Here is a 15,117-nt window from a genome sequence, read left to right as displayed (position 1 = left end):
ACATATTTTATGCGTAATGTTCCTCGAATAATTTCTGACTCTCCTGCTAAGACTTATAGGGCTGTCAATTAATGCGTAGACGGGGTGAGGGGAGAACAACCATTATGGTTGTTCTCCCCTCACCCCGTCAAAACATACAAGAGCCTAGAGGCCCTAGCCACGAATCATCTTGACCGCATCCTTGATGTCCCCGTCGAAACTTAAATTACCGTGGTCAAGTACTACACCGCGATCACATATCTGTGACACCAGGTCGAGGTCATGACTTACGACAACCAGAGTCTTGCCCGCTTGGATGAGCTCTTGAATCCTTGCAATACATTTCTTCTGGAAAGGTTCATCGCCAACCGCCAGAATCTCATCCACCAAGAAAATATCTGGGTTAGTATGCACAGCTACCGAAAACGCAAGACGCAGGTACATACCGGATGAATAAAACTTCACCTCAGTATCAATAAATTCCTCAATTTCAGAGAATGCCACAATATCGTCAAAGGCATCTTCAATCTCTTTTTTGGTCATACCCAGAATAGCGCCATTGAGGAATACATTATCGCGCCCCGTGAGGTCGGGATGAAAGCCTGCACCCACCTCAATAAGGCCCGCGATTTTACCGCGGTTGAGAACCTGTCCGCCTTCAGGCTGCATCACACCAGAAATCAGCTTCAAAAGGGTTGATTTACCGGAACCATTGAGCCCCAAAAGTGCCACACGTTCACCCTGTTTTACATTCAGAGTAATACCATTGAGAGCGTTAAACTTCTCAGACAGGTCGCCTTTACGCCCCTTCATAAGCCATACAAAGGCTTCTTTCATGGAACGCGTATGACGCAGCACAAAGCTTTTAACGAGCTCATCGACTTGAATAACAACCGGAGCATTCGGATCAATCTCAGGCAGATCTATTTTCTCAATCTTCACAAGAATCAGAGCTCCTGAGCGAAGTTGCCCTCAAACTTACGGAAGAGCAAATCGCCGATTAGAACGGTCAGTAAAGAAATACCAATACCTACTGGAGTCCAGAAACTAAACAGATGCGGAACAATCTCAGCAAAATGTCCCGACTTTTCGAGGTCTGCCGTAGGGCGCCAAAAACCGTAGTGGAAAAGTTCAACCGCAACAGTCAGCGGGTTCAGCATAAACACGTTGAAAACCCACGGATACAGAGTGTCACGTACCATGGTCCAGGAGTACAATACCGGAGAGAACCATGTTGCTACCATCAGAAGCATATCAACGATATTCTCGGAGTCGCGGAAGAACACGTTTGCCACACCAAAGATGAGTCCCAGGCCGTAGGACAGAAGCATCACGATAGCCATCCCGGCAAAAATCGCGGCAATATTGCGCAGCCCAGGCCGCCACCCTGCAAAGAAGCAAGCGATGAGCATCACCACGATTTGGGGTATGAAATGTACTACCGCCACCCACACAGTTGAAAGTGAGAAGAGCTCCCTCGGAAGATAAATCTTCCGAATCAGGGCACTGTTAACCACCATCGTGCGGGCACCGTTCCCGAATCCTTCTGAGAAGAAGTTAATCACGATCATGCCCGAAAACAGGTAGATCGCATAGTTGTGCATTCCTCGTTCCAAGCCTAAGAATAAGCCCATGGCAACATAGAACACGCCGAACTGGACGCCCGGCTTAATATAAGACCACAGGATCCCTAGAACCGAGCCACGGTAGCGAACCTGGATTTCCTTATCAACCAGTAGCCTCAAAAGGTACCGATTACGAATGGCATCCAGGATTCCCCGCCCGCGGCCGGGGGCTTTCAAAGGTTCATCGTGCAAAGTGCTCATCGCTTAAGTTCAGACTCCGTATGCTTTGCAAAAGTTTCTGCCCATGCATCATAGGAAGCGACATCGGCTGCAGCATCTTGATACCGCTTGCGCAACTGCTCCCAATCTTTAATGATCCTCGCGTGCAATCTGGTAGCATGAATCAGCTTTGACCGCAGCTGCTGGGGATCACGGCGATACCAGAACAACCCGGTTCCCTCCGCGTTCGTAGCCAGTGCTGAATCAAACTTAGACAGCGTCCACCAGTTAGTTTCTCCGTAGTTAAGTTGAATCTGCGGATGTTCTTTCGCTTCATCATCTACGGGTTTGAACAGCTGACGTGCAACCGTTCTTGCGGTCCACGGCACAAGTTTCTTATATCCCGGTGACTTGAAATTGCGGCGGCCGCGGAAAGGCGGCTTCTTCGATTTAACTGTGGGAAAGTCGTCCACATTCGGCTTCATCTGGGACTCCGGGTACTCCCCCGCCAACTGACGAATTACCGGTAAACGAGCCGAAAGCGACTCATGCAGGTGCTCCGGTCCGGCTAGCAAATCTTCCAGCGCCATGAGGCGGCCTGCTTGAGTGTAATACTGCATTGACAACGTGTGCTTAACGTCCAAGAACATAGAGTCAACCAGCACGCGACCGCCCTTATCGAAGGGAGAATGCAGCAGCGCGGTAATCAGGCGGTTACGTTCATGATAGTAAGCCTGCCAGCCCACCGAGTCATCCTTATCGGTCCATGAAACGTGCCATACACCTGCTCCAGGGAAGGACACTGTAGGGATACCAGCAGCCTTCGCGCGCAAGCCATACTCAGCGTCATCCCATTTAAGGAAAAGCGGTAACGACAGGCCGATCTTGCGGATTACCGAAGTTGGGATAAGGCACATCCACCAACCGTTATAATCCACGTCCACACGACGATGCAGCCAGTGCGTGCTGCGCAGGTTGCTGCGGCCTAAGTCGTGACCCATCGCCATATCCTCGTGAGGCTTCGCGTAGAAGTTACGCCACGGATCAACGACTTCGCCGAATGCATGAAGTACCGAGCGGTCGAACATATCGAACATGTGCGCACCCACGATTGTGGGGTCTTTACAATAGTTTGCGAAAGTCACCATGCGCAAAATTGCTTCAGGCTCCACGATCACGTCATCATCAAGCAGAAGCACATAATCGCTGCCGTTCTTGACTGCCTCGAACATACCGCGCGAGAAACCACCAGAGCCGCCTAGATTCCCCTGGTTAATGATGCGGAACTTACCGGCAAGGGGCTTAACGACCTCCTCGAATTCTTCGTGATCCTGCACCTTCGAACTGCCCTGATCAACAATTAGGAACTCGTGGACGGCATCAAAAATTTCGGGGTTATTGCCAAGCGTACGAATGTTGTCAATACAATAATCGACCTTATTCATGGTCGTAATCTGAACCGTTGCTTGACCGGCCTGAACATCGGCACGGGGCTCAATATCACCTAGCCAATTAGCCTCAACCAGCTCAAGATCTTCAGTTCCAGAAAGATCAAACCAATACCAACCGCCATCGCCGAAAGGCGCTAGGGACAGGGTAAAGATTGATGTTTCGTCCCCCGAAAGGAGCTTTGCATCCACGCGCTGAATAACACCACGACCGTTGGATTTGTATACGATCACCATGCCTTCGCCACGGGTTTGGACGCTTAGTACGACCTCTTTAAGCTCGGTCCAACGGCGCCAATACGATGCTGGGAACGCATTGAAATAGGTGCCAAATGAGAGACTTTGCCCGGGATTAACGTTGATGGAGCGACGACCGATAAGGCCTTCAGCTGCGGTTCGGTTAGCAGCGATATTAGCGGCGCTTTGTTCCTGTACCTGTGCCGCCTCTGTAATACTCGTGGTAGCGTCACCATCAATACGGGTTGGCAACTGAACGCCAGCGGCTACGCCAGCATCCACATACAGGGGTACCACGTCGGTTTCAACCGCGCTAGGGAAAATAACGCGCTGCAGGGTTTTCAGAGTTTGAGTTTCAGCCATAATTATGCGTCAACTCCACCAGATTCAATCTTGGCACCCTGTGCAAAATGCGGACGAATCTTGTTATCAAACATCGACAGCGCCGCGCCGATCGCCATATGCATATCGAGGTACTTGTAAGTACCCAGACGACCCCCAAAAAGAACGTTCTGCTCGCCCTTTGCCAGATCGCGGTACTTCAAAAGTTTTTCACGGTCTACAGAGGTATTTACCGGGTAATAAGGCTCATCGCCCTTATTTGCAAAGCGTGAGTATTCGCGCATAATAACGGTTGCATCCTTGGTGTAATCACGCTCGGGGTGGAAGTGACGGAACTCGTGAATACGGGTAAAAGGAACATCCGCATCAGGATAGTTCATCACGGAACAGCCCTGGAAATCTTCAATCGGCAGAACTTCTTCTTCCAGATCAATGGTGCGCCATGAGAGGTCGCCCTCTGCATAATCGAAGTAACGATCGACGGGACCGGTGTAAACCACAGGAATCTGCCCCAGAACCTTCTCACGAGAATACTCATGATCATCCGAGAAGAAGTCCGTATTCAGACGAACTTCAATATTCGGATGCGCCGCCATGCGTTCCAGCCACGCTGCATACCCGTCGACCGGTAGACCTTCATACTTATCGTTGAAGTAACGGTTGTCGTAGGTGTACCGCACAGGCAGACGCGAAATAATGGATGCAGGCAGTTCCTCCGGCGGGGTCTGCCATTGTTTGGCGGTGTAGTGTTTAATAAAGGCTTCGTACAGTGGGCGCCCAATGAGTGAAATACCTTTGTCGTTGAGGTTTTGCGGGTCGGTACCTGCCAGTTCGCCAGCTTGTTCTGCGATGAGCGCCTTTGCTTCCGCGGGAGAGTAAGCAGCGTTAAAGAACTGGTTAATGGTGCCCAGGTTGATAGGCATGGGGTACACAATACCATTGTGACGAGTGTATACACGGTGCACGTAATTGGTGAACCCAGTAAATCGGTTTACATATTCCCAGACACGCTCGTTGGAGGTATGGAAAAGGTGAGCACCATAGCGGTGCACCTCAATACCAGTCTGCTCTTCATTCTCGCTGTATGCATTACCGCCGATATGAGAACGACGATCCAGCAGAACGACCTTCAGGCCCAATTCGGTCGCTGCCTGTTCTGCAATGGTCAGACCGAAAAGGCCGGATCCGACAACCACGAGATCCGCAGTCATTATTTACTCCTGTATATCATGGGAACTCGCGTTATATCAGCGAATTCACCTGCCGTAGACGCCCTGTGCAAGGGAGCCAATTTTGTTGTGTTTACGGCATACGCTGCCACTGACACAACGATTTTAGTCATTATCTAAAGTTACCCGATAACACCGTCAGTTGCATATTTTCCCGGTACAGCAGACTGAGGTTTACCCTACAACGCACACGGTATAAGTGATAATTCCGAAATTCGAGTGTACCAATCCTATCGAAGAACCGGGCTGAGGTATACGGAGTGTCTCAACTTTTGGTTCAAACTGCACGTCTATGCAACCTCTCTCCGAGACAATCACGCGAACCTGCACATCACGTAATATTTCCGGTTTTTCGCCGTTATTACCGGTAAATTTCCAAAATATCTGTGGATAACCTGCTCATCACATCTGAATCTCACACGTTATCCACAGAACCACGACAAAGCGGTTGAAAGCACATGGCATACCGACTGATATAGAAATATGAAACTTCGGCTTTTCCACACCCCTGATATCGCAGATGCAAGCGCCCAGGAGCGCTTGACTGATCACGATTTCTATCCAAGCCTCTTATCTCTTGAATGTTCCGAACAGACCTCGGGGGCACAGGTACAACACATAATTTCGCCCGCTAAAAATGCATATAGTGTCTTTTCTCCTAGCGGTGATTCCGCTCGTTTAGAAGATTGCGTGGCTGCAGCCGCACCTATGGTACATGGAGCCTGGCTCAAACCCGAGCAACCTTCCGTTGAGAGACCAGCATCAGTTAGTACTCTTTGCGTACTTCGGGGACCGGATGCGGGCCGCTCCTTCTCACTCCCTCGTGGGTTAACCGTTCTAGGTCGCTCCGAAGCGCGTAGCGGTATTTCATTCAATGATCCGTATATCAAGCCACGCCACGCCGAATTTGATGCTTCGGGTTCAGGGGTGACTCTCAGGATTCTAGAGCCAGAGGGGACTGCGCAAAGAACCGGCTCCCGTGCGCACCCAAAGCCTCAAATTCTACAGTGGAACAAACCTTTTATAGTAGGTACTTCACTGTGTGTCATCTGTCCTCCTGGAAAAGCCCCGGAGCTTCCCATGCCCTCACACGATTCTTCGCCTTTTACTCCGGTTATTGTTAATCCGCCCGCTCCCCGAAAACTGGGCATGATGCTGATGACTATCCTGTTACCGCTTGTGGCGGGCGTGGCCTTCGCCCTTTTTACAGGTATGTGGATTTTCTTGCTCATGTCTGTGGCTTCTTCACTTTTTATGCTGATGCATTTTTTCGGGGGCAGAGCGGAAAACCGCAGTGCCGCTGCGTTGGTGAAGAGCAGCGCAAAGCAAGAGTTAGAACGAGCACAGGCACTGCCGACAGCAGGAACACTGTTGCACGCAGCGGCCCCTGACGCTGCACGGTCACCTGCTGTAGTCCTAGGATACGGTCCTCGTCTCCCCTATATTTCGGGGCGAAACGTACGATTTGAGAAGATTTCTCCGCATCCACAGGCTCCACATTATATTCCGGTCCCAGTACCAGGCTTACCTCACGACGTATCGCTGCGTGCCGAACATCTTCATGCTTATTTAGTACAGCTTGTAGCCCATGCACGCGATACCATCACGGTCATAACCGATGCTGAGCATGCCGAAACACCGCTTTACGGTGCTTTACGTTCCTTAGGTGTCTGCCCCCGTGTGTTTCTTCACGAGGGTGCGTCTCAGGCTCACCATATTCTCGAAAAGATATGTGATGCTGCAGAACGCCCAGGAACAGCCTTATCGACTTCACAGGAGGCTGGAGACGACCGGCTTTTCATCATTTCTGCATCACTAGTGCGTTCCATACCGGCTGCGTTGATTAAACGAGCCGCGCAGGGAGCAAGGTTATGCATTGTTCACATGCCTGTCGCCCGTGGAACCGTTGATTCACCTCGCTCTGCTTCGGTATTCACCCATATACCCCACCTGCAGGTACATACCCACGGCGATTACCTAGAATCTGTGCAATATCTGCTTCGCGGCAGCATCACTGATGATACAGCCCACAAAATCACCGGTTCTTCTCAACACGCAGGACTTATGCCTCATGAAGGGATCGTTCAGAACCACCCCTTAGACCTGCACGATATATGTGCTACAGCGGACGGACTCAGTACTGACACATACATTCGTACTTTGGGGGCTTTATCTGCAGTCCAGGCGTCATCTCCCGCAGGGTCAGGACACGGCACCGGTTCGGTCCATACACGCACGCTTGCTTTCTCTGAGCTTACTCAGCAGTCTACGAATCTCCTCTACGAGCAGTGCCTTCAGCGGTGGGAACACAACCGCTACGCAGAGGATATTCGTTGTCTTTTAGGGGCCACCACCGAAGGATTTTGCGATATTGGGTTCACAACACACGGCCCACATTGGCTTCTGGGAGGCACCACCGGCGCAGGAAAATCTCAACTTTTGCGTTCGCTCATCCTCGGTGCGGCTCTGCGATATTCCCCAGAACGGCTGGGGCTTATTCTGGTAGATTTCAAGGGTTCCGCCGGGCTCGGTCCTCTGGCTGAGCTTCCCCATACTCTCAGTTTGCTTAGCGACTTCGATGTTGCCGCCGTTCGCCGCGCGCTTGAGTTTTTACGTGCCGATGTGAACCGACGTGAGCTTGATTTACGCAACTTAGGGGTAAATTCTTATCATGACTACCTGCGGTTGTGCGCTTCAACGGGCGAAATACCACAGTATCCGGAAGTTGTGATTGTGGTCGATGAGTTCCGTATGCTCGTTGAGTCTATGCCGGATGCTATGACCGAGCTAATGCGCATCGCTACTATTGGTCGTTCCTTAGGTATTCACTTGCTCTTGGCAACTCAACGACCTCAGGGAAGTATTTCACAGGATATTCGCGCCAATATTGCTACCAATATCTGTTTGCGTGTGGCATCTGCACAGGATTCATACAATCTCTTAGGGCATGAAAAGGCCGCGCATATTTCCGCGTCCTCTCCTGGGGCTGGATATGTCAGTCTTCCAGATGGTCGTATTCTAGCTTTCCGTGCCCCACTTGTGGACGCTCTTCCGCAGCAACATGCGGACTTCCAACAGATATATCGGTGGGAGACTCCGGGATGGGTTCCCCTAAACGAGATACCCTCCGTACAACAAGTTTCAACCGAAGGTGAGGATACGCTCCTAACCCGTGCCGTGCACAGTATTCGTGACTTATACCTGTCTTCGCACAAGAGCCCTGCGTTTGTTGACCAGTCCGAGCAGAATCCAAGCAGTGTTGCTTATGCCCGCGCACGGTATACTCCTATACCGCAAGCGTTACCGATGAATTTTCCGCTGCACCGCACCTTGCTTGATACCAATATTCCTCAAAGCCTCGGTCCAGAATCCACACTTGAGCGTGGTTATTTATTGGGCACCATCGAAATCCCGCAGTACGGTAAACGGCAGCCTATCCGGCTGGATTTGGAGGCGCATCCGGGTGCCCTAGCCGTGTTAGGAACTGTTCCCGAACGCACCGTAATCATAAACGCGCTCATAGCCCAGGCTATTGCGCGGCAGAACCCTGTCTATGTTTTCACCTCAGATGCCGGGTATCATCGACGCCTGCACTCGTACGCAGATAGTCTTGCCGTACTCGTTGGCCCCCATGAGCCTCAGCATCTTCGATTCTGCCTCGAAAAAATACGTTCGAGCCATCATTCTGCTGACCAGAGCGCTCAGCAGCCTCTGCTTATCTGCGACGGAGTTGACGGATGGCTTGAAATGCTCATGAGAGACCCCCAGACGGAATCATATCTCTACGATGTATTAGCTCAAAGCCACCGTGAGGGCTACCAGGTTGTTTTTACCTCGGCTCTTCCTCTACGAGGTAGATTCAACTCGGTCGCATATTCAACCCTTCTTAGCCGCAGGTTTGTAGAATCGGATTTACTGCGCAAGTCTTCTAAGAGCTATCCGCTACCGTACGCCACACATTTTGCGGTCGAGGGCGGGCTCAACGCCATCCTTGTGGGTGATGTTCCTCTGGAAGCATCAACGCTGTGCCCTGTCGTGGCCTCATGTGAAAATATCGTCGAGCTACAATCGGGTAATTCCGGCTTCTCATACGATAAGTCGCTCTCGCTTCGTCAGTTCCCACGGACTTTTCCCATGCCACAGCTAGAGACAATCGTCATGTGGCATAGAGGCTACAACGCCCAGGGAACACATATATTGTGCGGCTACTCCCGTACGGGCACTCCTAGCTTTCTTCAGGCCAAGGAAGGCGTTTTTATACCCGTTGTAGGTTCCCGGGCCTCAGGTAAAACACATTTTCTTTCTGCGCTTCGAATGCTTAACCCGCATCTGGGAGCTCTCTACATCGATGGGAACACCCCACCCGACGCCCAGAAAATTCGCCAGATGTGCGAGTCGGTACAAGATCCCGAGAAAACTCTGATTCTCATCGATGATCTTGCCTATATACCGGCACCCGCTCAGCAGGTTCTTCTTGAGCTCGGGCCGCGTTTCAGGGCTGTTTGGGTAGCATATACGCCATGGGCACGGTGGCATTCATCCCCCGTTTTGACGGCGCTTTCTGGATGCTCGCGAGCGGTTCTTCTGGCTCCTGCCTCTATCTCTGATGGGGACATTTGTTCTTTGCATGAGATCCCACGCGATATGTATACCGAGGGGATGTTACCGGCTGGGCGCGGAGCACTTGTGGATGCGGGCCGTGTACAGGCTTTTCAGGTTCCCGATGAGGTGTATCAGTCTACACATGATGCCGTTCAGGCTTATCAAGAGTAAATTTATCGACCCGCATAACGGGATAATTCTCGTTCCTCTTCCTCAGTAACTTTGAGTGTATATTTTCGGGTTGCACGGGTGAAGAGGAGCGCGAATGCCGTTCCAGCTAAGAGAATTTCCACACAGTTAATCACTAAAAATGTTACGGCAGCAGCCTGTACTTCTGGGGTAAGACTAAAGTATATGGAGAGGTTAGAAGCACCTACAAAAGCAGCACACAGGCTGATGAGCATCACCCAGACACGAGCATGTCCCTGATAGAAACGAACAGCGCAGAACATGATGCCTACCCCCAAAGCAACTTGAATGAGACTGTTGACGATACGATCTGCGTTCCTCTCAGAGTCATTCATGATGAAAGGTGCGATAATTCCGCGGTACACAAGCACGATGGCAAAAAATCCTAATATACCGGAGGTTATTTTTACAGTAATCGGTACGGTGATGCGTGCTTTCATCGTGTTGGTGGTCTTCCCCATCGTACTCTCCTTGCGGTGGGCTCAGATGCGAGGCTTATAGGCTTTTAATTCTAACTGGCAGTCGTTAAGCACGCATGGTCTGACGTTTTATGTCGTGCATTCGTGAAATTTCGTGCAATTTACTCTTCTTTCATAATTTTTGAACATAGTTATAGGAGTTTCTTAAGTATTGAAACTTAGATACAAGGAGACCCTAAGTGATGCAAACCTCCAAAATTTTAAGATTTTTTTCGGAAAACCCCTTGTCAGAGAGGAATATCCATGCGAAAGTTGATAAGTCAAATTTTTGCACCACTCATTGACGTAAAGATTTGCCTACACGCACACAGAACAAGTTAAGTTATCGCTTGTTGTCAGCTACCGTGCAGTAGCGAAGCACGAGCAAACCATAAGATAGAAGGAGGTCCAGCTGTGGATTGGCGTAGCCGTGCTGCTTGCTTGGATAAGGATCCAGAACTATTTTTCCCTGTTGGAAACACCGGGCCTGCTCTCTTGCAGATTGAAGAGGCAAAAGCTGTTTGCCGCTCGTGCGAGGTTATTGACGTATGCCTCAAATGGGCTATCGAAACCGGTCAAGATTCTGGCGTTTGGGGAGGGACCAGCGAGGATGAGCGTCGTGCGATGAAACGTCGCGCTGCTCGTGCCCGCCGTGCTTCCTAACTATAAGCGCGCATTCTCATAGTAGAAGCCCGGTGTCATTCCTACTTCCGGCAGGAGTGACACCGGGCTTCTGCTATTTTCTTCATACCAAAATGCGACGTCGTACTAACTCAAGACGGCATTGATAATAACGCGCGTGCCCGAAGGCTCATTCGCTTCCCAACGGATTGACCCGTTAAGCTCACTGGCAACTAGAGTGCGTACGATCTGCATTCCTAATCCTTCATGCTCCGCTGTAGGCCGGTATGCATCCGCACCAGATTCTTCGATGGGGTTATCCCCCATACCTCTGCCGTTGTCCGTAATAATAACGGTCAGGGTATTATCCCCCTGCTCATTAATGTTTCGGCACCCTTCAAGAGTCACACGCCCAGTTTCACCGTTCAGCCCATGCTCTACAGCATTTGCAACAACTTCGTTGATAACAAGGGCGAGCGGAGTGGCAAATTGACTGGGAAGTAGCCCAAAGTGCCCCAAGAGCTCTGTATCTACAGTCTGCCCGGGAGAAGCGAGCTCGGCAGCAATATGGAATTGCCGCTCGATAAGCTCGTCAAAATCTACACTCTGCGTTAACCCCTGTGACAGGGCTTCATGCACCGTTGCAATTGTAGCCACGCGTCGCATAGCTTGTTCCAGTCCCTGCTTTGCTTCAGGTGTTGTCATACGTCGCGATTGCAACCGTAAAAGCGCCGAAACCGTTTGAAGATTATTCTTGACACGATGGTGAATCTCTCGGATTGTTGCATCTTTTGTCATAAGCTCCAGCTCGCGGCGACGCAGTTCCGTGACATCACGGCACAAAATAAGTGCACCACGACGTTCCATCCGAAAAGTAGTGCTATGCACGAGCGGAATAGAACGCATCGTTACTCGGGTGCGGCCAATCGTAAGTTCAGTACGTATATCCGCACGGCCCGCTAAAACGAGCTGCAAAGTCTCATCAGCTTCCTCCCCAGAAGGAAGCATATCTCGGGTAACATCCGCCAGGTTGAGGTTCTCAAGATGGTCACCTAGCCCCAAGCGCGCATACATTGAGTTTGCATTGGGTGAGGCCAAAACAACTTGACCTTGTGGATTAATGACGATAATTCCATCAATGGCACGCGGATTACCACGAGTATTATTCTCCTGTGCCAGAGGATCAGGCCAAATACCAAGGTGAATCATCTCCAGCATATTCTCAGTAACCCAGTTATAGATTTCTTCAGCTTGAGACGATGCCCGCACTACAGTGGGAATCGTATGCATACTCAGAAGCGCAATAGTACGGCTATTACGCACTATCGGCACAAAGGTCACTTTCACTCCAGGGCGCATACTGGGCCCGGCTTCCATAACATGGTGAACAATCTTCTGGGTATGCCAAGATTTACGTGCTTCATCGCAGATATTATCGTCCATCGTGTGATCCACAATATCGTGATGAAACAGAGTGTGCACGTTAGACGGGCGTACATGCGCTATTGCTGAAAACCCGCTGGACGCCGACGGTCCAGAAACGCTATCCGGTCCGCTCCCATCAGCCACCACATAGTCAGTGGGGAACCATACAACAAGGTCGCTCTGAGCAATATCGGCAATAATCTGCCACTCCCCGATGATGAGGTGAATCCACTCGGTATCACCAGGGCCGAAACCACCAGGGTTGAGATTACTCTCTGTAAAAGACATTGGGCTCTCCCAAGAAGTTGAATACGTCTAACCTATTCTACGGTTCAACCATGTTTTCTGGATATATGACGTGGAGAGTTTATAGTTTTTACGCCGTATTCATGCGCTATAGACCCTATTGTTACTTTTCGGTTTCGTATCCCGAGAAAAGGATCACCTCAGTTTCCTAAGACCCAACGATACGTATAGTTTACGAATCCCAACAACCAGCGGGCTTCTGGGGGCGTATTCCAGAAGAGTCTGCCCACGAAACCATGCCCGATCCACAGTTTTCCGGTCATACGGCAAAAACCCCGAAATAGGGCTTCGCGGTCCAAAACGTTGCCAGGTATTCGCCAGTTCTCGTTCCGCATCTCGTCCGGTTGCCTCAGCACGCACTTTGTTGAGCCAGATATGAACCTTGGCAGTATCACGAAGGGTGCAGGCGCCTTCACGCATCTGGTCGTACGCGCGGATCGTTCGAGGAATACCGATAATATCGGCATTTCCCAATAAAACGATGTGATCCGCCATTTCAAGAGCCGTTATAGTAGCACCATTACGGCGAGGACCAGTCTGCGCAAAGCCTAGCTCGGCATCAGATTCAAGACATGCCGCTGTGTCAAGAATAATGACGTCGTAGCGATGCGCAAGCCACTTTAAACTATCGCAGAGTGCACGTGTCCGTAGCTCAGGCCAGCGGTCGGGGCGGGTGATACCGCTCAAAAAATCAAGATAATATTTGCCCACCCGCAGAGTACTAATTGCTTCATCGCTGATCTGGGTGTCAAGCTGCCCACGTTCGGCAAAATGACACAGCTGTGCGATACCAGAATAATCGTCTAAAAGACCCAGCAGAGGGCTTAAAGAAGGGTCATAAGTATCCGCATCGACTAAACATACACGCATTCCTTCTGCGGCAGCGCAGTTTGCCAGGTTGAGTGCTAAAGTGCTACGCCCCGGAGCTCCCCCTGTACCCCACACGGCAACAATAGTTCCTCGGTTTTCAGCTTCTACAGCATCTATGTGAGGCCCAGAAAACTGTGGATGATGTTGCCTAGACTGATCTCTAAAATCATTCAGCGTCAGCTGCTGCATATTTTCAAGGTGGACGGAGGCTTTGTAAGCTTCCTGAAGCTGCGGCACTTCAAGCTGAGCCTGCGGAAGACGAGGCAGAGAAAAATCTATACTGTTTTGCTCGGTCTGGTTCCTATCAGGATTTACCAGAGCATAGCCGTAGCCAGAAGTATCGGGGTGCAGGTGTTCTCCTGACCCGTTGTAGAGATTCTGTGTATCATATCCGTAGTGTCCGGAATATCCTGAGTCGTACCCATACCCATTCTCTGCTTTTTGAGGATTTATGCCGAGTTCCTGTTCAGGCTCAACAGATGCCTCATCAAGTAGTTTTTCCACGGCCGCTGGCAATTGATGCGGTTCCGTATCTGCTGCAAGAGGCACAACAAGATCCGGAAGCGGAATATCTTCAGGAACCAAAGCAATGAATTTTACATCTGCTTCGTCCAGTTCGTGCAGAATAGATACGGTAGCTTCCTGGGGCAGACCCACGCTGAGAATAGCACACGCTATTCCGGCGTGGGCATAGCCTAAAGCATCCGCAAAAGTATGGGCGCTTCGAGCAACGCTAACGCGCCCCCGTTGAGATTCGATAGCGCTCAGGATGGTACCGTCGTCTCCTAAAAGTACTAGAGGGATATTATGGACCACTTAGTTCCCCTCAGATTTATACTCAACAGGTACAAGGGTAATTTTTGCCTCTGATGACGTGGCATGCAGAATGTCCGGCAGCTTTTCGGATTCTATCCAAAGCTGTACATTGGCATGCCCGTTCGCGCCCAAAACCCCTTCATCAACCGCAATAGTTGATATTTCTGCATTTTGAACAAGAGGCTTTTGTTCGGATTCATTATCCTCGTTTTTTCCTTCACCCTCAGGCACTTTCTGCTTTTCCTTGCCGGAGGAGATGACCCAAATATCCACACGCTCGCCAGCTTTAAAAGTAGAAGCTATTCCACGATCAAGGGTTACCGTAACAAGCCGTCTGCGCTCCTGGATATTCTCGTGTGCAGATGCCGAGCTAATAAGCTCCCCCGCAGGAATTTGCCGCACAGCGATATACTTTCCTGATTCAAGTTGCTCACGTGAAAGATAGTGATCTTTACTATCACCCAAATTAACCTGTTTTTCAATCAACATATCTGGAGTGATCTTTTGCCCAATAGAAATATCATTCTTCGCAGTGTAATATGTATAAGTCTGATTATTAATTCTAATAATTCCAATAACTCCCGCTATTGAAATCAGAATTAATATAAGACCAACAATAAGCTTCGGGTCTTTAAAGCCCGGCTTATGCATACGCATACTACTTTCTTCAGGTTGATGCATATTCGTCCTGGAGATTTTATTATGCTTCACTGCATAGACCTTTCATTCGGAAGTATCGCTACCTTAGCGGTTTGTAGATGTTTTATGCGCCTTCATCAGGGAACAGGCGCCTAAATTATATAGCACCACA

At 50.2% G+C, this 15,117-nt stretch carries 10 protein-coding genes; 2 read left to right on the top strand and 8 right to left on the bottom strand.

Features of this window, described 5'->3' with window-relative positions; genetic code table 11:
- Positions 1-153: 153 nt before the first annotated feature.
- The 4 genes from HMPREF3016_RS08085 to glf are packed head-to-tail and all read right to left on the bottom strand — an operon-like array spanning position 154 to position 5,001.
- Positions 154-921, bottom strand: a complete 768-nt coding sequence (locus tag HMPREF3016_RS08085) for an ABC transporter ATP-binding protein (protein WP_004005021.1) — start codon at positions 919-921, stop codon at positions 154-156.
- A gap of 5 nt (positions 922-926) precedes the next feature.
- A complete protein-coding gene (locus tag HMPREF3016_RS08080; RefSeq protein ID WP_004005022.1) occupies positions 927-1,805 on the bottom strand; it encodes an ABC transporter permease in 879 nt (292 codons plus the stop codon).
- Complete coding sequence (locus HMPREF3016_RS08075; RefSeq protein WP_070741582.1) at positions 1,802-3,811, bottom strand: glycosyltransferase; 2,010 nt, start codon at positions 3,809-3,811, stop codon at positions 1,802-1,804. The genes HMPREF3016_RS08080 and HMPREF3016_RS08075 overlap by 4 nt, the downstream gene beginning before the upstream one ends.
- A 2-nt stretch (positions 3,812-3,813) precedes the next feature.
- Positions 3,814-5,001: a UDP-galactopyranose mutase gene (glf, locus tag HMPREF3016_RS08070; RefSeq protein WP_004005025.1), complete on the bottom strand. Its 1,188-nt coding sequence runs from the start codon at positions 4,999-5,001 to the stop codon at positions 3,814-3,816.
- A 1,098-nt stretch (positions 5,002-6,099) separates the two neighbouring features.
- Between glf and HMPREF3016_RS08065 the strand changes: the two genes are divergently transcribed.
- Positions 6,100-9,792: an FtsK/SpoIIIE domain-containing protein gene (locus HMPREF3016_RS08065; protein ID WP_070741579.1), complete on the top strand. Its 3,693-nt coding sequence runs from the start codon at positions 6,100-6,102 to the stop codon at positions 9,790-9,792.
- Between the two features lie 2 nt (positions 9,793-9,794).
- Here HMPREF3016_RS08065 and HMPREF3016_RS08060 read toward each other — a convergent pair whose 3' ends face one another.
- Positions 9,795-10,271 (bottom strand): hypothetical protein, encoded by a 477-nt coding sequence (locus HMPREF3016_RS08060; RefSeq protein WP_070741576.1) that lies wholly within the window; start codon positions 10,269-10,271, stop codon positions 9,795-9,797.
- 411 nt (positions 10,272-10,682) lie between these two features.
- On the opposite strand from HMPREF3016_RS08060, the gene HMPREF3016_RS08055 reads away from it, so the two are divergent.
- The gene (locus HMPREF3016_RS08055; protein WP_048753727.1) at positions 10,683-10,931 is read left to right on the top strand and encodes a WhiB family transcriptional regulator; all 249 of its coding nucleotides are present in this window, start codon (positions 10,683-10,685) and stop codon (positions 10,929-10,931) included.
- 105 nt (positions 10,932-11,036) lie between these two features.
- Here HMPREF3016_RS08055 and HMPREF3016_RS08050 read toward each other — a convergent pair whose 3' ends face one another.
- From HMPREF3016_RS08050 to HMPREF3016_RS08040, 3 genes are all read right to left on the bottom strand, one after another.
- Positions 11,037-12,602, bottom strand: coding sequence for a sensor histidine kinase (locus HMPREF3016_RS08050; RefSeq protein WP_070535933.1), 1,566 nt, complete (start codon positions 12,600-12,602; stop codon positions 11,037-11,039).
- Positions 12,603-12,755: 153 nt separating this feature from the next.
- Complete coding sequence (locus tag HMPREF3016_RS08045; protein ID WP_246828522.1) at positions 12,756-14,306, bottom strand: CpaE/TadZ family protein; 1,551 nt, start codon at positions 14,304-14,306, stop codon at positions 12,756-12,758.
- Entirely contained in the window at positions 14,307-14,987 is a 681-nt protein-coding gene (locus HMPREF3016_RS08040; RefSeq protein ID WP_065425179.1) for an SAF domain-containing protein, read from the bottom strand.
- Between the last annotated feature and the right edge of the window lie 130 nt (positions 14,988-15,117).

The organism is Rothia sp. HMSC065D02 (assembly GCF_001815285.1).
GTDB lineage: Bacteria > Actinomycetota > Actinomycetes > Actinomycetales > Micrococcaceae > Rothia > Rothia dentocariosa.
This window is presented reverse-complemented; position numbering and strand designations above follow the sequence as displayed.

Bases quoted from the DNA above. Each gene is read 5' to 3' on its own strand.
- HMPREF3016_RS08080 (WP_004005022.1), bottom strand. From the start codon at position 1,805: ATGAGCACTTTGCACGATGAACCTTTGAAAGCCCCCGGCCGCGGGCGG.
- HMPREF3016_RS08075 (WP_070741582.1), bottom strand. From the start codon at position 3,811: ATGGCTGAAACTCAAACTCTGAAAACCCTGCAGCGCGTTATTTTCCCT.
- glf (WP_004005025.1), bottom strand. From the start codon at position 5,001: ATGACTGCGGATCTCGTGGTTGTCGGATCCGGCCTTTTCGGTCTGACC.
- HMPREF3016_RS08065 (WP_070741579.1), top strand. From the start codon at position 6,100: ATGCCCTCACACGATTCTTCGCCTTTTACTCCGGTTATTGTTAATCCG.
- HMPREF3016_RS08060 (WP_070741576.1), bottom strand. From the start codon at position 10,271: ATGGGGAAGACCACCAACACGATGAAAGCACGCATCACCGTACCGATT.
- HMPREF3016_RS08050 (WP_070535933.1), bottom strand. From the start codon at position 12,602: ATGTCTTTTACAGAGAGTAATCTCAACCCTGGTGGTTTCGGCCCTGGT.
- HMPREF3016_RS08040 (WP_065425179.1), bottom strand. From the start codon at position 14,987: ATGCATCAACCTGAAGAAAGTAGTATGCGTATGCATAAGCCGGGCTTT.